This is a genomic window from Streptomyces sp. P3 (assembly GCF_003032475.1).
Lineage (GTDB): Bacteria > Actinomycetota > Actinomycetes > Streptomycetales > Streptomycetaceae > Streptomyces.
In genome coordinates this window covers 7,928,251-7,951,296 of record NZ_CP028369.1, presented here as the reverse complement: position 1 = coordinate 7,951,296, position 23,046 = coordinate 7,928,251, and the positions used below count along the sequence as shown (strand labels likewise).

Genomic DNA, 23,046 nt, shown 5'->3' with positions numbered 1-23,046 from the left:
TCCGGGTGCGCATGCATGCGGGGGAATGCTTTGAAGGAACGCTCGTGGAGATCGACGAGGACTGCCTCGTCATCCGCACCGCGGACGCGGAGATCATCCTGGAGGCGGAAGCCATCCAGTTGGTCGAACGACGCTCGCTGGGGCCCGTCTCGGCCGGCGACGAGCCGACCGGCCCTTCGCCGGCCGTAATTCAGCGACCGGAGCCCCCGGCGCCGCTTCCGCAGCCTCCCCCCGTCCCGGTCGTGCTCCCGCCCGCCGCCCTGCTCGCCCTGGAGGCGCTGGAAGAGCGGGTCCGCGGCCTCCCGCTGCACATCGCCGAACCGGATTTCACCGTCTACACCGACGACCTGGACGGCGAGACCCGCGAGCAGTTGAACCGCGACCTGCTGAGCATCCGTAACAGCTACAACTACGCCCTGAAGGTCCGGGACACCGCCAAGATCCTGCAGTGCGCCGGCCGCCTGCGCAGAGTCGCGGACAGCTTCAACGCCGCCGACTGCCTGCAGATCGCGGGACGGATGGTCTGGCTGCTCGGCGAACGGGGCAGGGCACTCGAGCTGTTCGCGGACGCCGCCGACGCCCTGAACGACAGTTCCTCCTGCTTCGATCTGGCGGTGGCCCAGCGGCACGCCGGTGAACTCGCCTACGCCACCACCCTGCGCAACTGCGTCGACCAGGACGCCCCCGCGGACGACCCGGCCCTGACCGCGCTCGTCGCCTGCGTGCTCGTCGACGGCGTGGGCGCGGCCGAACTCGCCGGTCTCGTCCTGGACGCCGCCGGCTGGGAGCCCGGCCCGGCCCGGCTGAGCGTCCTGCACGGCGGCCTGCTGTGCGCCCCGCGGGACGGACTGACCGGGTTCCCGGTCGACGACTGGAACTCACCCGGCGCGTCCGCCGACGCGTTCGCCGTGGTCGCCGCCAGGCTGCACCCGCAGCCCGCTCCGGCCGCCCCCGTGAGGCCCGCGAGGCCGGCGCCCGTGCCCCCGGCCTCGCGTCCGGGACCGCGTACGGTGGCGTCCGCCCCACCGCGTCCGGTCCCCGCGCCGGCCGTCCGCGCACCGCACGTTCCGCCGTCGGCCGCGCCCGCCCCGGCGGTGTCCCGGGTCGCGCCGCCGGCCGCGCCCGCCCCGGCGTCCCGGGTTCCGCTCGCCGCGCCCGCACCGGACCCGCAGGTCCGAACGCCGGGACCCGACGACGCACAGGTGCGCACCCTGTCGGACAAGGTCCGCGCCTGCGCCGACCGCGGGGACCTGACCGCGGCCCGGCAGGCGCTCACCGCGCTGAAGTCCCTCGCGCCCCGTCACTCCCTGACCTGGGGTGCGGAGAAATACCTCTCCCAAGCCGTCGGCGCCCAGAGCCCCTCCGTCCCGGCCTCCACGGCAGCCACCGTGCACCAGCAGCCGCACAACGGCGCCCAGCAGGACAAGGGCCCCTTCGCCCGCGCCGAGGCCGCGCAGCGCCGCAAGGACTACCCGGCCGCGAAGCGCTATTTCCAGCAGGCCATCGAGCAGGGAGACCATCGTTCCCGCGCGGTGCGCAGGCTCGTGAACCTGCTGTCGACCCGCCTGCAGAGCCGCGACGAGGCCCTGGCGCTCCTCCAGGAGCACAGAGACCTGTTCGTGACGGACGCCGAACTCTGGAACTGGTCCCAGCAGCGCAGCACCATCCTGGAGCACGCCGGACGGTGGGAGGAGGCGCTGGCCGAGTTGCGCGTCATGCTCGGCCGGGGTCCCGCCGCCGGCGACGAGCGGGTGCGGCTGGTGGGCCGGATCGCCATGGCGCTGCTCAAGACGTTCCAGTACCAGGAGGCGAGGAAGCTGCTGGAGGCCGAACTCCAGCGCGACCCGCACCAGTTGCCCCTGCGTGCGGCCCTGGACCAGCTCATCCAGGCCATGGAGACGAACGTCTACTCCAAAGTGGATGCCGTGGTGCAGCTCCAGTACGCGGCCACGTCCCATCTCAGTCCCCTGCTGACCTTCCATCTCGACCGCTGCGAGTACCGGGGCGTGCGGGCGGAGAAGGTGGCCAAGCGGACGTTCACCGAAGACGACATCAAACGCCTGGACGACCTGGTCTCGGGGCGCGCCAAGGGGCGCCTCAACAGCAACTTCCCCCGCGAGCGTGCCGACTACAACCTCTCGGCCGCCCGGATCATGCGCGACCTCGGGAGTACGGACGACCGGTTCCGCAGCCGGCTGCGCTACTTCGCGGCCGCGATGGGGGACGCGTGTGCCATCGAGGCGAAGGGCAACCCGGACGTCATCCGGACGTACTACCTGGAGTCGGTGAGCGTCAAGAGCGACTGGGACGACCTGGTCGACGTCAAACTCCGGCAGTTGGTGATGTCGTTCACGCACAGCGGCGTGCAACTGCTCGACATGAGCCGGTTGCCGTCCCTGGAGAAGGCGTTGGCCCTCGTGATGGCCGAGAAGCACCTGACCCGGATGGTCCTGGTGACGCTGCTCGCGCTCCCGACGGTCGGCGAGACGGTCACCCGGCTGATCAGGCGGGTCTGGGCGGACCGGACCACCCGCGAGATCTTCCAGAAGGCGCTGACGGACCACCTCGACGACGACGTCACCGTGACCGACGAGTCGAGCTTCACGCAGGCGTGGCTCGCGGCGGCGAAGGAGGACGTCCACCGCCGCAACGTCTACCACCAGATAAGCGTGTTGGCCGAGACGATGCCGGCCCTGACGGCCCTGGACCGGCACACCACGGAGCTGGACCGGATCGCCGAGGAAGTGATCGGTCTGGCTTCGGCGACCGACCGGGCCCGCATCGAGCACTGCCGTTCGGTCGTCACGGAGCTGCGCCAGTACGTCCGGCAGAGCGTGTACGTCGAACGGGAGCGGCTTTTCGGCGGCACGAGCAGGACCATCCGCGCCCATGTCGAGGAGTACGAGAGCGCCCCGACAGCGCTGTCGCTCCAGATCCTGCACCCCTACCTGTGCGCGCTGGACATGGAGCTCAGAAAGCACTTCGAGGCGTACCAGAAGAGTGTCGAGCCGGAGAACCTCAAGGTGGAACTGGTCGTCGACCGGTATCTGCCCAGCGGGGGCCGGGTGGACGTCCAGCTGCAGGTGTCCAACGAGCCGGGGGCGAGCCCGGTCAGCAATGTCGTGCTGACCGTCCTGCCCAGCGCCGACTACACGGCCACGGAGGCCACGATCGCGGTGGCCGAGTCCATCGGGGCCGGTGAGTCGAAGACCTGCCAGATCTCCCTGGTCGCGGGGAAGCCCACCATCGAACAGGAACTCATCACCCTGGTCAGCCGGATCGGATTCACGTTGCGCTCGCAGCGCCGGGTCGAGGCCGAGGTGGAGCCGAAGTCGATCCGGCTGCACACCGACACCAAGTGGACCGAGATCCCCAACCCGTACAGCGCGGGTCTGCCGGTGGAGAACCCGGCCATGTTCATGGGCCGCGACCCGCTGATCGCCAATCTGGCGGAGACGGTGACGGGCCCCCACCGGGGAAGCGTGATCGTCTACGGACAGAAGCGTGCGGGGAAGTCGTCGGTGCTCTTCCACCTCCGGGAGAAACTGACGCTGCCGAGTCTCGCCGTGAGCTTCAGCATCCAGGATCTGGCGGGCGACATCTCCTTCGCCGACTTCCTCTACCGCATCGGCGACGACTTCCACTGGTCGATCAGCAATCTGGTCGTGGAAAAGGGCTGGGAGACCGATCCGCTGCCCGAGCCCAGTCTGGAACAGATCCGGCTCGCCCCCCAGCAGAAGTTCATCGAGTACATGCGTCGCCTGCTCGCCTGGCTGAGAGCGACCCCGCCCCTCACGGACGGCCATCTGGTGCTGCTGATCGACGAGTTCAGCATGGTGCACAAGGAAATCCGCAGCGGAAGCCTGCCCGAGAGCTTCATGAAGGGCTGGAAGGCCATGCTCGAAAGGGGGTTCTTCCGCTGCGTCCTGGTGGGCAACGATCTGATGCCGCGCTTCATCCAGGAGTTCCCGAACGAGTTCCAGGTGGCCACCGAGGCTCGGGTGTCGTATCTGGAACGCTCCTATGCGTGCAACCTCATCGAGGACCCGATCCGGCTTCCCGACGGAGCCAGCCGGTACCGGGGCAACGCCGTGGACCGCATTCTCGAACTCACCGGCCGGAGCCCGTACTACATCCAGTTGTTCTGTCACGAGCTCGTGCTCTACATGAACAGCGACGACGTGCGCGGGCCGGCCATCGGGCCCGCGGACGTCGAGGTCGTCGCGGACCGGCTCATCGTGGCCCTCGGTGAGAACGAGTTCGACAACCTGCTCACCCCCGGCGACAGCGAGGTCACCGACATCAGCGGCGAGCTCGTCATGGACGTCCTCAGGGCGACCAGGAAGGAAGTCGGACGGGCCATGTACCACGTGGGGGACCCGAACGCCCACCCGGAGGCCGAGCGGGTCATCCAGGACCTGGAACGCAGAGAAGTGCTCCAGCGCCTCTCCGGAAACCGCTACCGCATCAGCGTCGGACTCTTCAGCCAGTGGTTGCAGCATCGATGGGCGTGAACACACCGGAGCCGTACGGCCTCCCGGGCCTGATCACCAACCCCTTCGCGGGGTACGGATCGCCCGTCGCGGGACCGGAGTTCGTCGGCCGTACGACGGCGTTCAGCTCAATCCGCAACCGGACGTTCACCTCGCTGGAGACGGCTTCGGTGTCGATCGTCGGACCGCCCCGGGTCGGGAAGTCCAGCCTCGCCCGGCACGTCCACGACCAGCTCGCCACGGGCCGCAGCGTCCGGGGCCTGACCTTCGTGCCGGTGTGGATCACGGTCAGCGGGTGCGATTCGGAGCAGTCACTCTTCCGGGAACTCGCCTACGCCGTCCGGACCTGGATGTCCGACCGCGACCTGCACGCCGACCGGCTGGAGGTCCTGTACGAGTCCCTGTCCGCGGCGGGGTCCTGGGACGACATGCGCATGCGGATGCGCACCTACATGCGTCAGCTCCGGTGGCTCCGGTACCAGGTGGTGGCCGTGCTGGACGAGTTCGACGCCGCCCGGAACGTCTTCCGGCGCTCCGCTCCCTACGAGTTCCTCCGCGCCCTCGCCTACGAGCCGGATGTACGCGTCGCCCTCATCACCACGTCCCGGCGGGACCTGACGGAGATCGTCATGCGGTCGACGCCGGAGTTGTCCACCTTCCCGCAGATCTTCGGGCTCCCGGTGACCCTGGGATGCTTCGACGCCCGGGAACTCGCGGCGCTGATCGCGAGATCACCGCACATCGACACCGATCTGGGACAGCCGCTGCTGGCCTGGCTGGCCCGGGAGGCCGGGGGCCAGCCGTTTCTGGCATCGGCGCTGCTGTCCGTGCTGCACGACCGGTGGGCGGTGCACGGGGTTCCGTCACCCGCCGACCTTCCGCACCACCTCGGCGAGGCCGTCGCGACGTGCAGTCACCTGACGGTCCGCCACCACGAGCAGATGCTGGAACTGCTGCGCGACGAGAACCGGCTCACCACCCTGCTGGAAATCCTCTTCGGACCCCAGGAGACCGCACAGCCGCAGGACGCCGAGCGGCTGGCCAGGGAGGGCATCATCCGTCCGACCACCGACGGCTGGGAGGGGTTCTCGGAGAGCTTCCAGGAGTATCTCGGGCTGCTGGAGCGCAAGTCGGACGACTGGTCGTTGTGGCAGGCGACGGAGACCGGTCTGCGGGCCGGCCTGACCACCGCGCTGCGGGCCGCCTACGGCGACCTGTGGCTGGTCAAGCTCAGGGAGTGCCAGAAGCGGCTGATCGAGCAGTGCGAGAACCGGCAGGAGCGGGTGCGACGGGGGTTCGGGGAGCTCGCTTCGGACGAGAGCCCGCTCGACTACGCCTACCCGCAGGACCTGCTGGCCGTCATCATGATGCACTGGGAGCAACTGCGGCCCGTCCTCGGCCGCTCCAGGGGTGACTGGCAGGAGAGGCTGGAGCTCATCGCACGGGTGCGCACGCCGATGGCGCACAACCGGCGCTCCGGCACCTCCCCCCTGCTCATGGAACAGTTCCGCGAGTACTGCCGGGACGTGCTGCGCTGGCTGCCGCAGCCGGTGGACGGGGAGCCGTCCTCCACACCCTCAGGGCGTCCCCGCGCCCCGGTCGGTGACGTGGACGCTGGGCCGGTCGATCAGGGCGCCGTAGACGCCGGCGTCCAGCCGTAGCTCCCGGGTGCCGGGAATGGCCCGGTGCTCATGGTCCGGGCGGGTGCAGGTGGGGAAGGCCGAGTACAGGGCATAGCGCCGGCCCTGCGCCTGGTGGACCTTCTTGACCTCCTGCACCATCGGGCCGAAGTCGGAGTCCTGGGACAGGATGATCAGCGTGGAGTACTCCTGCTGCCAGGCGCCGCGCAGGGCGAGGGAGGCGAGTCTGATGTCGGCGCCCTTCTCCTTGCGGCGACCCGCCGGGGTGTTCGACGCGCCGCAGTTCCCGCACGTCACCTTGCGGTCCAACGTCGTACTGCACCGTGTGCACGCCGGCTGGTGGTAGCTGAAGCGGGCCGACTCGTGGTGCACGCCGTAGTTGCGGAGCCGGCGCAGGCGCTTGCGCCAGGCGTGGAACTCGGGTGCCTCGTCGGGGCGGTTGCGGTCCGGCAGGGCCATGACCACGGCAGCTGCGCTGACGGCGTCCGCGCCCGCCTCGGCGGCCACGTGCAGGGCGAGCCGGTCAAGCGGGAACTCGGCGGCGGACCGGTATCCGAAGCACCGCAGGGCGGCGACGTAGTGGTTCCATCCGTCGACCAGAACCAGGCAACCCGATCCCACCCTCCGCCCCCCTTGCGAAAGAACGCGACCCCCACACGGCCCCGAGAGTACCGGGGCACGGAAAAACCCCGCTGGGGGCCACAGGTCTGTTTCCAGAAGCGACGCTAGCAGCGGGGGCACTACACAGTGTAGTGAACCGGTCAGAATGCTTCAAGCGGTTGAGCCCCGGGGGGACCGGGGGGCGGGTTCCGGTGTCCACCGAACCCGCCCCCCGGTCGATCTCGCCCTCCGGCGGGGTGTCAGGCCGCGTCCTCCTCCGCCGGTTCCTCGATCTCCTCGGCCAGCCCGCCCTTCTCGTTCGCGGCGACCTTGAAGCTCAGCAGCGTCCCCGGCGCGAACCGCTGGACCGCCGAGCGGGGGGTGAAGACGTGGTGACTGTTGCCGAGCCTGTCCTGGACGCGCAGCCAGCCGTGGGCCTTGCCCTCGGGCAGCTTCAGGGTGCCTTCCGCGTAGTCGTCGACGAGGAGGATGCCCACGGCGTGGCGGTTGCGCTCGCCGTCGACCCGCCCCGTCGCCACGAACACGATCCGGCTGCCGACCCGCAGGGACTCCCCGGCGTCCTCCGGGTACACCAGGTGGCCGGCCCGGAAGTGGAAGTCCTCGCCGGACCGGGAGTCACGGACGAACCCGAAATTGGCGTCCGGCTTCCAGCAGGTCACCTCCCCGGAGTGCCGCTCCTCCAGGGCCCCTTGCCGCTTGTCCTGGGTCCCCTGACGCTTGTCCTGGGCCGGCTGGCGCTTGCCGGCGGAGCGCTCGACGGGGAGGCGGGTCGTGCCGGGCGGCGAGGCCGGGGCCTGTCGCATCCGGTCGGTGTTGCGGGTCACCGCCTCCGACTTGAGCCCGTACAACTGCTGGTCCCAGAGGATCTCGTAGTACTCCACCGGCTGGTCGAAGCCCTTCAGCGGAGCCCGCTGCACATCTCCCTGGTACTGCTCGGGAACGCGGCCGAGGGCGATGCCGAGCCGGCTGGCGATCCTCATGACGTTGGCCGCGGACGCCGTGGCCCGGTCGACGAAGATGGCCTTCGGGGAGGCCGCGTCACACAGGCGCTTCGCCTTGTCGACCACCGTGCCCACGTAGTCGTGGCCGCCCATCGGCGTGGTGAAGCCGACGACGGAGCCCGTGCTGACACCGACGCTGCAGTTGAAGTCGATGACGCCCCGGGCCCCCGTGCGGCCCTGGTTCGCGTCGTGGACCGCCTCCTGCACGGACACGGCGACGTTGACGGCGTCGGTCGCCCGGTCGCTGTCGAACGTGATCATGATGCCGTCCCCGAGGTACTTGATCTCCGCCCCGGGGTCCGCCTGCACGGCGAGGGCGGTGACCGTGTCGTACAGCCAGCCGAGAGCGGGCAGCCAACTCGCCTCCGGCTGCTGCTCCTTCATGGCGGTCGAGCCCACCTGGTCGATGAACAGGACGGTGCGCGCCTCCCGGGACTGGGGCTCGGCGAACGCTTCACGGAGCTGAGTGGCCATGTCTGTCACCCTTCGGTGCGATGTGATGTGCCGCGGACGGGAACGGGGCCCGATCGGCCTCCGCAACCTCCTAACGGACAGCGGGCCGAGCACCCCGCGCGGAGCCGCCGTTGACCGCCACCGACCGCCGCCGGGCGCCGTTGACACGCCGGTGACCGGCCGTCATAGTGACGGGACCGCCTCACCGCGGCCGAGCACTTCGCTCCCACTGTGCCGTGCACAGGACACGTTGGCCCCCCGGGCCGGCCCCACCCATGTGGGCTTCCTCATCCCAAGGGAACGTGTCATGTCGAAGTCCAGCTCCTTCTGCACCGCCCCCGCCACCTGCCTGCCGCGCAGCGCGAACATCGTCTGGGGCGTCACCCGCCAGGCCCGCCGAGCGCTGCACGAGGCCGGCCGGTCGGGCCCCTGCCATCGCCCGGCGCCGTTCGGGACGGTGGACCCGACGGCGAGCCGCCCCCGCGAGGTGTGCGAGAGCGTCGGCTGCGTCGACCTCTTCATGGACGTGTGGATCCTGGCGCACTCGGCGACGCACGCCCGCTTCCGGACGCTCGGCCCGCTCCCCGACTCCGCCTTCGCCTACCTGACCAGCAGCGCCCGCTCGCAGCTCGCGGAGCTCAACCGCCGGGGCCGGGTGGCCAGGGGCGGGGTGGCACGGCCCCAGCGCCGGGACGGGACCGTCGGCCGCATCGCGATCACCTACGAGGACCCCTGGACGGCGGACGTGTTCCGCTTCCTCCTCGGCTATGCGGCCGCCCCGGGGCCCGCAACGGCCGCGTGGCCGCTGGACACCCTCGTGTGCCGCAAGAACGCCTGGGACGGCGGCGACCGGGTGCCGGGCAGCCGGGCGGCGCACGACGAACTGCGCGCCGACGTCGAGAGCTGTCTGGCGGTGGTCCGGCGGGTGGCGGGCGTCCGCTGGCTCCACGACTGCATCCTGCTGCCCCTGGCCAACCGCGGCACACGGCCGTCCGTGCCGGTGGACGACGACGCGCGGCCGGACCGGGCCACGGAGGAGGACGCCGACGGTCTCGACGCCGCCGCCACCGTGATCCTCCAGGACCTGCTGGCCCGGACGGCCGCCGGCGTCGGAGCGGGCACGGCCCTGCGCGCCGCCGTCGAGGCCTGGCTGGGCGACGGCCCGCCTCCAAGGGCATGGGCGGCGACCCGCGGTGACGACATCGCCCTGCGACGCCTGGCGAAGCGCCTGGTGTCGGACCTCTCGCAGCAGAAGGAGGCGGCATGACCACCACACCCCGGCGAAACGGGCGCACCCCGACCGGCCCCCCGGCCGAGATCGACGCGCTGATCGAGGCGACACGGCAGGAGAACGCGCGGGCCGACACCAAGTCGGCCGCCCTCCTCACCGTCGTGGGCATCGGGTTCACCGCGTTCTCGGTGGCCGGCGCGTCAGCCGTGACAGTGCCGGTGCACGGTGTCGCGCGCTGGCTCTGCCTCGCGGCGTTGGCCGGGGTGTGCACGGTGGCGGAGCTGCTGCTGCTGGTGCTGCGCCCGGTACTGGGGACGGGTGACGTGGGCCAGCGGTACTTCGCGGCCTGGCGCCGCTACGCCTCGGCCCCCGAACGGCTGGCCAGGGAACTCTCCGTCGACGAGGAGGCGTGCCGCACCCTGATCCGGCTGAGCGGCATCGTCTGGCGCAAGTACCGTCTCATCCAAGGGGCGGTCGATCTGATGATCGGCGTCCTCCCTCTCATGGCCGTCGCCCTGTCCGTGACGCTGCTGACCCGAAGGTGACCCGCGCCCGCGCCGCAGCGGCGCGGGCAGGTCCGTAGCGCCCAGGGCTCCGAGGCCCTACCGGAGTGTTCCGGCCATACGGCCTCGGAGTCCGGCAGGTGTTCGCGGTGCTGATCGGTTCTGTGCCATAGCACTCGCAGGTGTGTGAATCTGTCAAGGCTCGCGATCGTATGTGTTGGATCGATATGCCTGCTCGACAGGTCGAACAACGCTATATCCACGCATGATTGACCGTTCGACCCTATGGGTGTACAACTGCCTTCGCGATCGGAAACGTTGAATGTTGGTTGCTTATGTTCAATAACTGACCCACTCAATGGAGAGACGGCCCTGCGATGGCAGCTTCAGTCAGCCCCGACATGTCCGAACCCGATGCGTACGGCTCCCCCGGAGGGCTCTCCCGCCGGGGCCTCCTCAGGGGCGCCGCGGTCACCGCCGGAGCCGCCGCGCTGGGCGTCGGCGCGTCCGGCACGGCCGACGCGGCCGACGCCCTGGTCACCGCGACGGCCCCCGACGGCAGCACCACGATCACCATGTCCCTGACCGGCGGCGCACTGAGCTGGGCGGCCGCGCGCCGCGGCGCGACGGTGGTGGACGCCTCCGCCCTCGGGCTGAGACTGGGTGACGGGACGATGCTCGGCCGCAGCGGCACGGTCGTCACCAGGTACCAGCACTGGACCACCGACACCACCTGGACCCCGGTGTACGGCCGTAACGCGACCGTCCGCGACCGATACCAGGAGATGCGCTGGAACCTCCAGGACAGCGCCACCGGGATCAACTTCAGCGTCCAGATCCGCGCCTACCCCGGCGGCGTCGCCTTCCGGTACGTGCTGCTCGACCACGGCACCGCCACCGTCGCCGACGAGCTGACCACGTTCGTCTTCCCCGACGGCGCCCTGGTCTACAGCGCCCGCGACGAGGACCCCTACAACCCGGTCGCCCCCGACGCGATCCCCTCCACGGGCACCTCCACCACGGACACCGGACCGCTGACCGATCTGCCGCTGACCGCCACGTACGCGACGGGCGGCCTGATCGCCTGCGTCTGCGAGTCCTCCCGCGTCGGTTTCCCGCGGCTGATGCTCAGTTCCGTGCCGGGGCAGCCGGGCGCCCTCGCCGCCTACCTGATGGAGCACACCGCCCGGGGTGCGGACACGGTCCGGACGACCTCGACGGTGACCACGCCGTTCGCCACCCCATGGCGGGCCGTCGTGACCGGCTCCACCCATGCCGAGCTGGTCGACAACGCCGAGCTGGTACTCAGCCTGGCCCCCGCCACCGCCCTGGCCGACACCTCGTGGATCAGGCCCGGCAAGGCCTTCCGCTGCCAGCTCACCACCGCCGGCGGGATGGCCGGCGTCGACTTCGCCGTGGCCCGCGGCATGCAGTACATCGAGTACGACGACGGGTGGTACGGCGACGCCAGCCACAGCACCGACGCGACGAAGCCCATACCGGAGATCGACCTGCCCTCGGTCCTCTCCTACGCCGCGGGCAAGGGCATCGGTGTCATCCTCTACGTCGACCGCAGAGCGGCGGGCAGTCCCGACAGCCTGTTCGACCTCTACAAGGGCTGGGGCGTCGCGGGCGTCAAGCTCGGGTTCATCAACGACGGCACCCAGGCGATGACGAACCAGATCACGAACTGGGTCAGGACGGCGGCCGGGCACGAGCTGCTGATCGACCTGCACGACGACGTCAGGCCGTTCGGCTACGAGCGCACCTACCCGAACTGGATCAGCCTGGAGGGCGTGCGCGGCAACGAGCGCTTCCCGACCGCGAGCCACAACGTGACGCTGCCGTTCGCCCGCAACATCGGCGGCCCCATGGACTACACCATCTGCTACGGGCAGTCGCGGAACCGGACCACCAACGCCCACCAGATGGCGATGGCCGCCGTGTACTACCAGCCGCTGGCCTTCCTCTACTGGTACGACCAGCCGTCCAAGTACGCCGGCACCGCCGGCTGGCCCGGGTTGCCGTGGTTCGACGCCGTCCCCACCAGCTGGGACCAGAGCCGCGCCCTCGCCGGGTCGATCGGACGGTACGTGGCGGTGGCTCGCCGCAAGGGCAACACCTGGTACCTGGGCGCGATGACCGACGAGAGCGCCCGGACGCTGTCCCTCCCGCTGTCCTTCCTCGGCAGCGGCACGTGGACGGCGACGGTCTACGCCGACGGCACTCCGGGCGCCTCCCCCTACCAGACTCCCGTCGCGGTGAGCACCCGGACCGTCACCTCGGCGACCGCGCTCAGCGTGGCCATGGCCCCCTCGGGCGGTCAGGCGGTGCTCCTCGAGCCGAGCTGACGCCACGCCAGCCGGAAACCGGGCCGGGCAGGCCGGCGACGGCGCAGTCCGGCCCGCGGTCCCCGTGGTCCCTGGGGTCCCTGGGGTCCCTGGGGTCCCTGGGGTCCCTGGGGTCCCTGGGGTCCCTGGGGTCCCCGTGCCGGCGAACGGCACGGTCACGTCAGGAGGTTCTCGGACTGCGGATCGCACAGCGCTTCGGGCCCGTTCAGGCAACCCGGTCCCTCACGGGGCCGCCGAAACAGTCGAAAGGCCGTTTCAGATTCTCTCTGAAACGGCCTCTGACCTGCGACTTCGAAAAGTCGGGACGACAGGATTTGAACCTGCGACCCCTTGACCCCCAGTCAAGTGCGCTACCAAGCTGCGCCACGTCCCGGTGCGCTCCGCACGGTGTCGGCCGTGTGATCGCGCGAACAGCACTTTACCCCACTCGGAGCGCTGCACCGAAGAGGGCCCGCGCGCGGGACAATCCGGGATATGGACCGTTGGGGCAGCACAGGAGGCACGAGCGGCGGCCGGCCGGCCGGCGCCAGGGACCGGGACGGCGAGGGGCGGGCGCGCAACGCCCGGCCGCGGGACGGACTCGGCCGGCCCCTTCCGTACGGCACGCCCGGTGTGGAGCGGCAGCCCGAGGGCGTCGTCCGCGCCCCGGAGGAGACCGTGACCGAGGCGCAGGCACTGCTGGACGCGGGGAAGCCCTTCCACGCGCACGAGGTCTTCGAGGACGCCTGGAAGTCGGGCCCCGCCGCGGAACGCGCCCTGTGGCGGGGGCTCGCCCAGCTCGCCGTGGGTCTCACTCACGCGGCCCGGGGGAACCTCACGGGCGGGGTGCGACTGCTGCGGCGCGGCGCCGGGGCCGCCGAGGAGTGGGCGGCCGGCGCGGGAGAGGACCGGCCGTACGGGCTGGATCTCACCGGGCTGGCACGGTGGGCGCGTGAGCTGGCGGCGTCGGTGGAGCGGACGGGCACGGCGGTGGACGCGCGGGCCCGGACGCCCCGGCTGCGCTGACGCCGGACCCGACCCCGCGGCCGGGCGGCGCCGGGCCCCGCCCGTCCCGTACGCCGGCGAAGGCTGACGTCCGGCGCCGCCCGGCCCGCGTCTCGGCGAAGGCTTCCGACGCGCGGCCCGGCGCAGCCACGGCACCCCGACGGCCGCGCCCGGGCCGTCTACCGCAGCAGCAGCTGCAGTCCGCCCACGACGGTCGCCGCGATCACCAACTGCTCGAACAGCCGCTGGTTGATGCGGTGCACCGCCCATTTGCCGAACAGCGCGCCGGGGACGACGAACGCGACGAGGGCGGCGTCCAGCAGCAGCGAACGGCCGTCGATCAGGCCGAGGCCCACGCTGAACGGCACCTTCGACACGTTGACGATCAGGAAGAAGAACGCCGACGTGCCGAGGAAGCCGAGTTTGCGGAAGCCGGCCGAGAGCAGGTACATCGACATGACCGGGCCGCCCGCGTTGGCGACCATCGTGGTGAAGCCGCCGAGCACGCCGTAGGAGCGGGCCTTGAGGCGTCCGGCCCGGGTGACCACGGCGTCGGGGTCGTCCGCCGCGTCGGGCGCGCGCCGCCGCCACACCGTGACTCCCGCCATCAGCAGCAGGATCGCGCCGATCGAGGTCCGGACGATCCCGTCGTCGGCCCGCACCAGGAACAGCGTGCCGAGGACCACACCGGCCGCGACCGCCGGGAACAGCCGCCACAGGGTGGGCCAGTGGGCGTGCCGCCGGTAGGTGAGGACGGCCAGGACGTCCCCGGCGATGAGGATCGGCAGCAGGACGCCCGTGGAGGCGCGGGCGGGCAGGACCGCCGCGAAGACGGCGAGGCTGACCGTGTTGGCCCCGCTGACGGCCGTCTTGGAGAAGCCGACGAGCAGGGCCGCGAAGGCCAGGGCGGCGAACTCCCAGCCGGTGATGTGCCACAGGGTCATCGTGTTCATGCGGGGACCGATGCTACGCACATCTATCGAACACCCGGGGGCCCGTCTCGCCAGGTGACCGGTGCCGCCGGCGCCGGGAGGCGGCGCGCGCGGCCGGTGCGCCCCGTCAGTGCCGTTCGACCAGCACCGCGGTGCCCTGCCCGACGCCCACGCACATCGTGGCCAGCCCGCGCTCGGCCCCGGTACGGCGCATCCGGTGCAGGAGCGTGGTGAGGATGCGGGCCCCCGAGCCGCCCAGCGGGTGACCTAGGGCGATCGCCCCGCCGCTGGGGTTGACCAGGTCGGGGTCGACGCCCAGCTGGTCGACGCAGGCGAGCGCCTGGGCGGCGAACGCCTCGTTGAACTCGGCCTCCTGGACGTCCTCGACGGTCCACTCCGCCCGGGCCAGCGCCTTGCGGGTGGCGGGCACCGGACCGAGCCCCATCACGTCGGGGTGGACGCCGGCGGAGGCGCCGGCGACATAGCGGCCGAGTGACTCCAGGCCCAGCTCGTTGAGCGCCTCCTCGCTGACCAGGAGCAGTCCCGCCGCACCGTCGTTCATGGGCGAGGAGTTGCCGGCGGTGACCGTGCCGCCCTCCCGGAAGACCGGCTTCAGCCGGGCCAGCTTCTCGTACGAGGTGTCCTCGCGGATGCCCTCGTCGGCCTCGACGAGCACGCCGTCGGGACGCCGCACCGGCAGCATCTCGTCGTCGAAGTGGCCGTTCTCGCGGGCCCGCGCCGCCAGCCGGTGGCTGCGCAGGGCGAACTCGTCCTGGCGTTCGCGCGTGATCCCGTACCGGACGGCGACCTCCTCGGCCGTCTCCCCCATGGCCAGCAAGCCGTGCAGGTCCTTCATCGCGGGGTTGACCAGGCGCCAGCCGAGCCGGGTGTCCACCGTCTCGACGCGATGCGGAAGGGCCTCCTCGGGGCGGGCCAGTACGAAGGGGGCACGGCTCATGGACTCGGAGCCGCCCGCGATCACGATGTCGGCCTCGCCCGCGGCGATGGCGCGGGCCGCGGTCGTCACGGCCTCCAGTCCGGAGGCGCACAACCGGTTCACGGTGGCGCCCGGCACGGTCTCGGGCAGACCGGCGAGCAGGGCGGCCATCCGGGCGACGTTGCGGTTGTCCTCGCCCGCCTGGTTGGCCGCGCCCCAGTAGACGTCGTCGACGCGCGCCGGGTCGAGCGCGGGCACCTCGGCGACGAGGCCGCGGACGACGGCGGCGGCGAGGTCGTCGGGCCGGACGCAGGACAGGGCTCCGCGCAGTCTGCCGACGGGGGTGCGGCGGGCGGCCGCGAAGTGGACGGGGCGCACGACGGACTCCTTGGTTAGCACTGCTAGTTTTCGACTATAGACCCCGGCACGGCACCCTGGGAAGATCCCCGGACGCCTTCGCCGACGCAGCTGGAGCAGCGATGACCGCACCCGTCGTCACCGGTACCCACGTCCTCACCCAGACCCACGGCACGATCGCCGCGCGCGTGTGGGCCCCTCCGGTCCCCCGCAGCCTCGCCCTGGTGGTGCACGGTTACGGCGAGCACTCCGGGCGCTACGAGGAACTGGCCGGCGTCCTGGCCGGTCACGGCGCGGCCGTCTACGCCCCCGACCACCGCGGGCACGGCAGGTCGTCGGGCGAGCGCGTGGTGATCGAGGACTTCGAGGACGTCGTCACCGACCTGCACGCCGTCGCCGAGTTCGCCCGGGCCGCGCACCCCGGCCTGCCGCTGGTCGTGATCGGGCACTCGATGGGCGGTCTGATCGCGGCCCGGTACGCGCAGCGCCACGGCGCCGGCCTCGCCGCGCTGGTGCTCTCCGGCCCGGTGATCGGCGACTGGCGGCTGCCGGCGCGACTGCTGGCGTACGACGAGATCCCCGACGTCGCGGTCAGCCCGGCCGCGCTCTCCCGCGACCCGGGGGTCGGCGCGGCGTACGCGGCGGATCCGCTGGTCTGGCACGGACCGATGAAGCGGCCCACGCTGCGGGCCTTCGAACGGACCCTGGCGACCGTCGCCGACCACGGCGACGTCGGGGCGCTGCCGCTGCTGTGGCTGCACGGCGACGACGACCGGCTGGTGCCGCTGCCCGGCAGCAGGACCGGCGTCGAGCGGCTCGGCGGCGGCGCGCACACCGAGCGGATCTACCCGGGAGCCCGGCACGAGGTCTTCCACGAGACGAACAGGGATGAGGTGTTCGCGGACCTGACCCGCTTCCTCGACCGGGCCCTCGCCTCCTGAGGTGTTCCCTCAGCTCCCTCCGCGCCGGATCGGGGAAAACGCCTGTTTGCAGGGGTACGCCCGGGGCACCCGCGCCTCCATGGAGTGGTTGCGCGTCGCCGCCTGCGTGGGCGAGGACCCAGAGCTGTTCTTCCCCGTGGGCACGGCCGGACCGGCCCTGCGGGAGGCCGCGGCGGCCAAGCGGGTCTGCGCCCGCTGCCCGGTGCGCGCCGAGTGCCTGTCCTTCGCCCTCGACAGCGGACAGGCCTCGGGTGTCTGGGGCGGGACGGGCGAACAGGAACGCGTGGCACTGCTCCGTACCGCATCACACGACGCGAGAAGGAGGAGCACCCTATGACTGTCGTGAAGAGCCCCTTGCCCGAGCCGGCCCGCCAGATCACGTTCGACGCGCTGCAGGGCACCCTCGTGGATCTCCTCGGCCTCTCCCTGATCGGCAAGCAGGCGCACTGGAACATCGTGGGACCCCGGTTCCGCTCGATCCACCTCCAGCTGGACGAGGTCGTCACCGCGGCCCGCGCCTACGCCGACACCGTCGCCGAGCGGGCGGCGGCGCTGGGCCTGCCGCCGGACGGCCGCCCGGAGACGATCGCCTCCGCGTTCACCCTGCCTTCCCCCAAGGACGGCTGGGTGCGGGACGAGGACGTCGTCCAGGTGATCGCCGAGTCCCTGGGGGCCGCCGTCACACGGCTGCGCAAGCGGATCGCGGCGACCGAGGAGGCGGACCCGGTGACCCAGGACCTGCTGATCGGCATCACCGCGGACCTCGAGAAGCAGCGCTGGATGTTCGAGGCGGAGAACTGGCCGCGCGAGAGCTGACCCGCGCCGACCCACCCGGAGAAAGGCCCGCCATGACCGACGCACTCGAACTCGACGCTCTCTGGGAGGAGTTCCACCACGCGGTGAACATGACCTCGCAGGAACTCGCCGCCTGGCTGCGGGTGCGCGACGCCGGTGAGAGCACGGAACCGGTACCCGACCGGGCGGGCGGCACCACCGGGCAGCGGGTGCTGGAGATCCTGCAGAAACGGCGCACCGACCTGACCGACGACGACGTCCGGGTGATGTACCGGGTCGTGGACACGGTCGCCGCGCGGGCGGACGAGGAGAACGAGCCCGAGGCGCAGGAGACCCGGCGACGTCACCGCCTCATGGCGATCGGGCACGATCCGCTCAGGCCGTAGGCCCCGGACGGAGTCGGCGCGTCACCCTCAGCGGGCCAGCCGGGACAGTGCCGCCGAGACCAGTGTGCGCACGCCCGGCGCGAGCACCGAGAGGTCCGGCGCGAACAGCGGACTGTGGTTGCCCGGCACGCCCGCCGCCTTCTCCCTCACCCCCTCCCCCGGCGCCGCCTCCCACACCGGCGCCGGGGTCGAGGTCACGTACCAGTAGTCGTACGGCACGCCTTTCGGGGCGAGCAGGGAGAAGTCCTCGCTGCCGAGCGCCTGGCCGAAGTCGAACACCGTGTCCGGGCCGAAGAGTTCCCGGTGCACGGCGGCGATCTCACCGTCCAGCGAAGGGTCGTTGACCGTGGTCGGGCAACCGGGCCGGACGGTGACGTCCGGCGGACGGGGGCAGCCCGCGGCGGCGCACTCCGCCTCGACGATCCGCCGGATCGCGGCGAGGAGGCGGCCTCGCACCCGGGTGTCCCGGGTGCGTACGTTCACCCCCAGCCGCGCCTCGTCGGGGATGACGTTGGACGTCGTGCCCGCGTGGAAGCGTCCCACGGTGAGCACCGCGGAGTCGTTCGCGGCGATCTCGCGGGCGACCACGGTCTGCAGCCGGGTCACGACGAAGGCGGCGGTCACCACGGGGTCGACCGTGGACTCCGGCCGCGACCCGTGTCCGCCCACGCCGTGCACGACGACGTCCACGTCGTCCGAGGCCGACAGCGTCAGCCCGGGGGTGTGCGGGTAGAAACCTGCGAGCCCCGGCGCGACATGCTGGCCGAACAGCACGTCGGGTCGCGGGAAGCGGTCGTGGACGCCGTCGGCGACCATCGCCGCGGCACCGCCCCCCGCCTCCTCCGCGGGCTGCCCGACCACGACGAGCGTCCCGGACCACGTCTCGCGGGCGGCGGCGAGCGCCTCGGCGGCCGCCGCCAGCCAGGTGACGTGCAGGTCGTGGCCGCACGCGTGCATCACGCCGTCGTCGACAGAGGCGTAGGCGAGGCCCGTCGCCTCCCGTACGGGCAGCGCGTCCATGTCGCCGCGCAGCCACACCACCGGTCCGTCGCCGTTGGCCAGTACCCCGACCACGCCGGTGCGGGCCACGCCCTCCGTCACCCGGTACCCGGCCGCCCGCAGCCGTCCGGCCAGTGCGGCGGCGGTGCGGTGTTCCTGGAAGGACAGTTCGGGGTGGCGGTGCAGATCCCGGTAGAAGTCCTCCAGCCACCCGGATTCCAGGTCCGGGGTGATCTCCCGGGCCAGGCGGGCGACGACGGCCGGTTCGGTCATTCCGCGCATGCGGCCACGTTACGCGCGCCGCCCCGGCACGGTCGGCGGAACGGTCCGGCTGGGGGTGGCATCCCCGCACGGACGGCGGACGCCCCGGAGCCGCCTGCGGCCGCCCGCGGTCTCGTCGCGAGCGGGTCCTCGGGACGGCCGCAGCCCCCGCCGCCTCCGCACGCGCCTCGACCTGAGGCATGATCGAGGCATGACCGCCCCGAGCCCGTCGGGCCCCGCCGCCCCCATCCGGGTCCTTCTCGCCGACGACCAGGACATGGTCCGCACCGGCTTCCGTTTCTTCCTCGACGCGCAGCCGGACATCACGGTGGTCGCGGAGGCCGCCGACGGCGAGGAGGCGGTCGCGCTGGCCCGCACCGTACGGCCGGACGTGTGCCTGCTGGACATCCGGATGCCGAAGCTGGACGGTCTCGCGGCCACCCGGCTCCTGGCCGGACCGGACGTCGCGGACCCGCTGCGGGTGGTCGTGGTCACCACCTTCGACCTGGACGAGTACGTGTACGGGGCACTGCGCGGCGGCGCCTGCGGCTTCCTGCTGAAGGACTCCGGGCCCACGCTCCTCGCGGAGGCGGTCCGGGCGGCCGCCGCGGGCGACTCCCTGGTCTCGCCGTCGGTGACCGTACGCCTGCTCCAGCACCTGACCGGCCCTCAGACCCCGGCCGCCGACCGCCCCGTCGCCCTCCCGGACACGCACACCGAACCGCTGACCGAACGCGAGCTGGACGTCGTCCGGCTCGTCGCACTCGGCCGGACCAACGCCGAGATCGCGGCCGGGCTCTACGTCTCCCTGTCGACGGTGAAGACGCATCTGTCGAGCGTCCAGCTGAAACTGGGCGCCCGCAACCGCGTCGAGATCGCGGCCTGGGCCTGGCAGCACGGTCATGCGCGGCCCCGGACCTGAGTCGGGCGCGGGTTCAGAGGCCCAGCACGCGCGTGATGGTGCGCAGCACCCCGTCGTCGTTGTTGGAGGGCGCCAGGTGACGGGCCCTGCGCACCACCTCGGGGTGGGCGTTGGCCATGGCGAACGACCAGTCTGCGGCGTCCAGCATCTGCAGGTCGTTGAGGTAGTCGCCGAACACCATGGTCTGCGCGGGCGTGACCCCGAGCTCGTGCTGGAGGCGGCGCAGTGCGGCGCCCTTGTCGGCGGTGCGGTTCATGACGTCGACCCAGTGCTCGCCCGAGACCACCACCTGGTGGGTCCGCGCGAAGGGCGCGAGCGCCGGCGCGGTGCTCTCCTCGGCCGACCCGAAGTCGAACAGGGCGACCTTGAGGATGTCGTCGTCGACGGCGGTGACGTCCTCGACGACCTCGTGGCGCAGGTAGTACCTGGCCGCCTCGGCCAGGAACGGCTCGTCGGCCCGCTCGACGTACGCCGACCGCTTCCCGCAGACCACGGCGCCGAGGTCGACGCCGTCGGCCGCGAGCCTGCGCACGGCCTCCGTCACCCGCACGACGACGGCCGGGTCCAGCGGGTCCGAGCTCAGCTCCTGTCCGTCGCGCACGACGTACGCGCCGTTCTCCGCGATGAACGCCATCCCCTCGGCCGCCCCGGCGACCCCGGCGAAGTCCGCGGCCAGCGTGGCGTACTGACGTCCGCTCGCCGGGGCGAAGTGCACCCCGCGCTCGCGCAGCAGCGCCAGCACGCGCCACAGGTCCGCGGGCGCCTTCTTCTCGTCGTCGAGCAGCGTGCCGTCCATGTCGGTGACGATCAGCCGGATGTCCGCGGGGCCCGTCGGGGGTTCGGAGAGGGCCGGTCCGGGGGCGTGCGAGTACGGCATGTGCTGCTTCCTGTTGGTGAACGACCGGATTTTCACCCTACCGGGGACAACGGTGATCATCCGGCGGCACAATGGCGGCAGAGGCCCGGGAGACGGCAGGGCGCGGGCAGGACACGGGAAGGGGCGGTCACGTGAGCGGGCCGGGACGGCTGGACACCAGCGTGGCGCACAACGCGCGGGTGTGGAACTACTGGATCGGCGGCAAGGACAACTACGAGGTCGACCGCGGCGTCGGCGAGCACGTCGCCGCGATGTTCCCGCTCATCCGGGACATCGCCCGCGCGGACCGCTGGTTCCTCGGACAGGCGGTGCGGTTCCTCGCCGAGGAGCGCGGTGTGCGGCAGTTCCTCGACATCGGCACCGGGCTGCCGACGGCGGACAACACCCACGAGATCGCGCAGCGCGTCGCGCCGGAGTCGCGGATCGTCTACGTCGACAACGACCCCATCGTGCTGGCGCACGCCCGCACCCTGCTGACCGGCACCCCCGAGGGCCGCACCGACTACATCGACGCGGACGTGCACGACCCGGCCGCGATCCTCGAACGCGCGGGCCGCTCCCTGGACTTCACGCGGCCGGTCGCCGTGATGATGCTGGGCATCCTGAACTTCGTCCTGGACGTCGAGGCGGCCCGGGACATCGTCCGGCGGGTCATGGCCGACGTCCCGGCCGGCAGCTTCCTGGTCCTGACCCACCCCACCCACGACGCCGAGGTGGGCGGCGAGGGCCAGATCCCGGCGATGAGGTTCTGGAACGAGAACGCCAAGCCGCCGATCACCGCCCGCAGCGGCGCGGAGATCGCCGCCTTCTTCGAGGGTCTGGAGCTGCTGGAACCGGGCCTGGTGTCGTGCTCGCGCTGGCGCGGCGCGGCCGACTCCCTCCCGGTGGTGCCGCAGTACGGCGCGGTAGCCGTGAAACCCTGACGGACGTACGGGCACGCGCCGATCGTGGAGGACGTATGACCACCCTTGCCGATCCCGTCCCCGGCGGGCGTCCCGGAGACGTCGAGCGGGCGACCGCGCTCAGCGGGGAGCTGGCCGCGGCGGGCGTGCACGGCGTCGTGCTGGCCTACGTCGACACCGCGGGGATCGGCCGGGTGAAGGCGGTCCCCACGGGCAGGCTGGCCTCGGCGGCGGCCTGGGGCGTCGGGATGTCGCCGGTGTTCGACACGTTCCTGGCCAACGACGCCATCGTCACGACCGACGCGCTGGGCTCGCCCGACGGCGATCTGCGTCTCTACCCGGACCTCGACGGGCTGGTCGTCCTGGCGGGTCAGCCCGGCTGGGCGTGGGCGCCGGTCGACCGTGTCACCCAGGACGGCGACCGCCATCCGGGCTGCTCCCGCACGTTCCTGCGGCACGTCGTGGCCCACGCGGCCCGCGCGCACGGGCTCGCCTTCCGGGCCGCCGTCGAGATCGAGTGGGCGGTCGGCCTGGACTCCGCGCCCGCCGACACGTTCGTCCCGGCCACCGGCGGACCGGCGTACGGCGCGACGCGTCAGGTCGAGCTGAGCGACTACACCGCCGACCTGCTGGCCGCGTGCGCGGCGCAGGGAGTCGACGTCGAACAGATCCATCCCGAGTACGCGCCCGGCCAGTTCGAGATCTCCGTGGGCGCCCTCGACCCGGTGGCGGCGGCCGACCGCAGCGTCCTCGTCCGGCAGACGGTGCGGGCGGTGGCCCGCCGGCACGGGCTGCGGGTCTCCTTCTCCCCCGCGGTCGTCGCGAAGGGCGTCGGCAACGGCGGCCACATCCATCTCTCCGCGTGGCGGGACGGCGTGAACCTGCACGCGGGCGGCGACCGGCGGCACGGCATGACGGCCGACGCCGAGGCGTTCGCCGCCGGAATCCTGGCCCGCCTCCCGGCGCTGACGGCGGTGACCGCGCCCAGCCCGGCGAGTGCCCTGCGCCTCCAGCCCTCGCAGTGGGCGGGGGTCTTCACCGCGTGGGGCCTGGAGACCCGTGAGTGCGCGGTGCGTCTGGTGCGGGGCACCGCGGGCCGGCGCGCGGAGCAGGCGAACCTGGAGGTCAAGCCGGTCGACCTGGCCGCCAACCCCTATCTGGCCCTCGGCTGCGTCATCGCGGCCGGGCTGGACGCAGTGGCCTCGGGCGCGGTGCTGCCCGAGGAGAGCACCGGGGACCCGGTGCGGCTCGGCGCCGGGGAGGCAGCCGCGCGGGGCGTGCGCCGGCTGCCGTCCTCGCTGGCCGGGGCCGTGGCCGAGTTCCGCGCCGACGAGGTGCTGCGCGCCGCCCTCGGTCCGGTCCTCGCCGACGCGGTGACCGCCGTGCGGCAGGGCGAGATCGACGCCGTCGACGGGCTCGACGACGACCAGGTGGCCGCCGCGTACCGCTGGGTGTACTGA

19 protein-coding genes and 1 tRNA gene are annotated in these 23,046 nt (G+C 72.2%); 13 read left to right on the top strand and 7 right to left on the bottom strand.

Annotated features, from left to right (window positions below):
• Window positions 1–44: 44 nt before the first annotated feature.
• Window positions 45–4,514, top strand: coding sequence for a hypothetical protein (locus C6376_RS35100; protein ID WP_107447101.1), 4,470 nt, complete (start codon window positions 45–47; stop codon window positions 4,512–4,514).
• Window positions 4,511–6,154: an ATP-binding protein gene (locus tag C6376_RS35095; RefSeq protein WP_159083351.1), complete on the top strand. Its 1,644-nt coding sequence runs from the start codon at window positions 4,511–4,513 to the stop codon at window positions 6,152–6,154. Before C6376_RS35100 ends, C6376_RS35095 begins: the two co-directional genes overlap by 4 nt.
• Here the strand turns inward: C6376_RS35095 and C6376_RS35090 are convergent.
• Complete coding sequence (locus tag C6376_RS35090) at window positions 6,071–6,754, bottom strand: NYN domain-containing protein (protein WP_159083350.1); 684 nt, start codon at window positions 6,752–6,754, stop codon at window positions 6,071–6,073. The two genes, C6376_RS35095 and C6376_RS35090, sit on opposite strands and share 84 nt — an antisense overlap.
• Before the next feature lie 239 nt (window positions 6,755–6,993).
• The gene (locus tag C6376_RS35085) at window positions 6,994–8,229 is read right to left on the bottom strand and encodes an adenylate/guanylate cyclase domain-containing protein (RefSeq protein ID WP_107447098.1); all 1,236 of its coding nucleotides are present in this window, start codon (window positions 8,227–8,229) and stop codon (window positions 6,994–6,996) included.
• 286 nt (window positions 8,230–8,515) lie between these two features.
• Between C6376_RS35085 and C6376_RS35080 the strand changes: the two genes are divergently transcribed.
• From C6376_RS35080 to C6376_RS35070, 3 genes are all read left to right on the top strand, one after another.
• On the top strand, window positions 8,516–9,475 hold the full coding sequence (locus tag C6376_RS35080) for a hypothetical protein (RefSeq protein ID WP_107447097.1): 960 nt from the start codon (window positions 8,516–8,518) through the stop codon (window positions 9,473–9,475).
• The gene (locus C6376_RS35075) at window positions 9,472–9,984 is read left to right on the top strand and encodes a Pycsar system effector family protein (RefSeq protein ID WP_107447096.1); all 513 of its coding nucleotides are present in this window, start codon (window positions 9,472–9,474) and stop codon (window positions 9,982–9,984) included. The genes C6376_RS35080 and C6376_RS35075 overlap by 4 nt, the downstream gene beginning before the upstream one ends.
• Window positions 9,985–10,343: 359 nt before the next feature.
• Window positions 10,344–12,293, top strand: a complete 1,950-nt coding sequence (locus C6376_RS35070; RefSeq protein WP_107447095.1) for a glycoside hydrolase family 97 protein — start codon at window positions 10,344–10,346, stop codon at window positions 12,291–12,293.
• Between the two features lie 299 nt (window positions 12,294–12,592).
• Here C6376_RS35070 and C6376_RS35060 read toward each other — a convergent pair.
• A tRNA-Pro gene (locus C6376_RS35060) sits at window positions 12,593–12,666 on the bottom strand.
• Window positions 12,667–12,767: 101 nt separating this feature from the next.
• Here C6376_RS35060 and C6376_RS35055 point away from each other — a divergent pair.
• Window positions 12,768–13,298: a DUF309 domain-containing protein gene (locus C6376_RS35055; RefSeq protein WP_107447094.1), complete on the top strand. Its 531-nt coding sequence runs from the start codon at window positions 12,768–12,770 to the stop codon at window positions 13,296–13,298.
• Between the two features lie 158 nt (window positions 13,299–13,456).
• Here the strand turns inward: C6376_RS35055 and C6376_RS35050 are convergent, their stop codons facing one another.
• Both C6376_RS35050 and C6376_RS35045 read right to left on the bottom strand, forming a co-directional pair.
• On the bottom strand, window positions 13,457–14,230 hold the full coding sequence (locus C6376_RS35050; RefSeq protein WP_107447093.1) for a sulfite exporter TauE/SafE family protein: 774 nt from the start codon (window positions 14,228–14,230) through the stop codon (window positions 13,457–13,459).
• A gap of 106 nt (window positions 14,231–14,336) precedes the next feature.
• Complete coding sequence (locus C6376_RS35045; protein ID WP_107447092.1) at window positions 14,337–15,524, bottom strand: thiolase family protein; 1,188 nt, start codon at window positions 15,522–15,524, stop codon at window positions 14,337–14,339.
• Between the two features lie 101 nt (window positions 15,525–15,625).
• Between C6376_RS35045 and C6376_RS35040 the strand changes: the two genes are divergently transcribed.
• The 4 genes from C6376_RS35040 to C6376_RS35025 all read left to right on the top strand — a co-directional run bounded on the left by C6376_RS35040 (window position 15,626) and on the right by C6376_RS35025 (window position 17,625).
• Window positions 15,626–16,444 carry an alpha/beta hydrolase gene (locus tag C6376_RS35040; RefSeq protein ID WP_107447091.1) on the top strand — a complete coding sequence of 273 codons (819 nt, stop codon included), beginning with the start codon at window positions 15,626–15,628 and terminating at the stop codon, window positions 16,442–16,444.
• Window positions 16,445–16,523: 79 nt separating this feature from the next.
• Window positions 16,524–16,781 (top strand): WhiB family transcriptional regulator, encoded by a 258-nt coding sequence (locus C6376_RS35035; protein ID WP_107449365.1) that lies wholly within the window; start codon window positions 16,524–16,526, stop codon window positions 16,779–16,781.
• Complete coding sequence (locus C6376_RS35030) at window positions 16,778–17,260, top strand: Dps family protein (protein WP_107447090.1); 483 nt, start codon at window positions 16,778–16,780, stop codon at window positions 17,258–17,260. The genes C6376_RS35035 and C6376_RS35030 overlap by 4 nt, the downstream gene beginning before the upstream one ends.
• A 32-nt stretch (window positions 17,261–17,292) precedes the next feature.
• Entirely contained in the window at window positions 17,293–17,625 is a 333-nt protein-coding gene (locus C6376_RS35025) for a DUF3140 domain-containing protein (protein WP_107447089.1), read from the top strand.
• 27 nt (window positions 17,626–17,652) lie between these two features.
• Here C6376_RS35025 and C6376_RS35020 read toward each other — a convergent pair whose 3' ends face one another.
• On the bottom strand, window positions 17,653–18,897 hold the full coding sequence (locus C6376_RS35020; protein ID WP_107447088.1) for an amidohydrolase: 1,245 nt from the start codon (window positions 18,895–18,897) through the stop codon (window positions 17,653–17,655).
• Window positions 18,898–19,096: 199 nt separating this feature from the next.
• Here C6376_RS35020 and C6376_RS35015 point away from each other — a divergent pair, with 199 nt between their 5' ends.
• Complete coding sequence (locus C6376_RS35015; protein WP_107447087.1) at window positions 19,097–19,807, top strand: response regulator transcription factor; 711 nt, start codon at window positions 19,097–19,099, stop codon at window positions 19,805–19,807.
• A 13-nt stretch (window positions 19,808–19,820) separates the two neighbouring features.
• On the opposite strand, the gene C6376_RS35010 is transcribed toward C6376_RS35015, so the two are convergent.
• Window positions 19,821–20,684, bottom strand: a complete 864-nt coding sequence (locus C6376_RS35010) for a Cof-type HAD-IIB family hydrolase (RefSeq protein ID WP_107447086.1) — start codon at window positions 20,682–20,684, stop codon at window positions 19,821–19,823.
• A gap of 131 nt (window positions 20,685–20,815) precedes the next feature.
• Here C6376_RS35010 and C6376_RS35005 point away from each other — a divergent pair, with 131 nt between their 5' ends.
• Together C6376_RS35005 and C6376_RS35000 are read left to right on the top strand one after the other, a co-directional pair.
• Window positions 20,816–21,607, top strand: coding sequence for an SAM-dependent methyltransferase (locus C6376_RS35005; RefSeq protein WP_107447085.1), 792 nt, complete (start codon window positions 20,816–20,818; stop codon window positions 21,605–21,607).
• Window positions 21,608–21,642: 35 nt separating this feature from the next.
• A complete protein-coding gene (locus C6376_RS35000) occupies window positions 21,643–23,046 on the top strand; it encodes a glutamine synthetase family protein (RefSeq protein ID WP_107447084.1) in 1,404 nt (467 codons plus the stop codon).

Excerpts from the sequence above, each read along its gene's own strand:
- C6376_RS35085 (WP_107447098.1), bottom strand. The coding sequence starts at position 8,229 with ATGGCCACTCAGCTCCGTGAAGCGTTCGCCGAGCCCCAGTCCCGGGAG.
- C6376_RS35020 (WP_107447088.1), bottom strand. The coding sequence starts at position 18,897 with ATGACCGAACCGGCCGTCGTCGCCCGCCTGGCCCGGGAGATCACCCCG.
- C6376_RS35025 (WP_107447089.1), top strand. The coding sequence starts at position 17,293 with ATGACCGACGCACTCGAACTCGACGCTCTCTGGGAGGAGTTCCACCAC.
- C6376_RS35000 (WP_107447084.1), top strand. The coding sequence starts at position 21,643 with ATGACCACCCTTGCCGATCCCGTCCCCGGCGGGCGTCCCGGAGACGTC.
- C6376_RS35015 (WP_107447087.1), top strand. The coding sequence starts at position 19,097 with ATGACCGCCCCGAGCCCGTCGGGCCCCGCCGCCCCCATCCGGGTCCTT.
- C6376_RS35035 (WP_107449365.1), top strand. The coding sequence starts at position 16,524 with ATGGAGTGGTTGCGCGTCGCCGCCTGCGTGGGCGAGGACCCAGAGCTG.
- C6376_RS35030 (WP_107447090.1), top strand. The coding sequence starts at position 16,778 with ATGACTGTCGTGAAGAGCCCCTTGCCCGAGCCGGCCCGCCAGATCACG.
- C6376_RS35075 (WP_107447096.1), top strand. The coding sequence starts at position 9,472 with ATGACCACCACACCCCGGCGAAACGGGCGCACCCCGACCGGCCCCCCG.
- C6376_RS35040 (WP_107447091.1), top strand. The coding sequence starts at position 15,626 with ATGACCGCACCCGTCGTCACCGGTACCCACGTCCTCACCCAGACCCAC.
- C6376_RS35010 (WP_107447086.1), bottom strand. The coding sequence starts at position 20,684 with ATGCCGTACTCGCACGCCCCCGGACCGGCCCTCTCCGAACCCCCGACG.
- C6376_RS35070 (WP_107447095.1), top strand. The coding sequence starts at position 10,344 with ATGTCCGAACCCGATGCGTACGGCTCCCCCGGAGGGCTCTCCCGCCGG.
- C6376_RS35080 (WP_107447097.1), top strand. The coding sequence starts at position 8,516 with ATGTCGAAGTCCAGCTCCTTCTGCACCGCCCCCGCCACCTGCCTGCCG.
- C6376_RS35050 (WP_107447093.1), bottom strand. The coding sequence starts at position 14,230 with ATGAACACGATGACCCTGTGGCACATCACCGGCTGGGAGTTCGCCGCC.
- C6376_RS35055 (WP_107447094.1), top strand. The coding sequence starts at position 12,768 with ATGGACCGTTGGGGCAGCACAGGAGGCACGAGCGGCGGCCGGCCGGCC.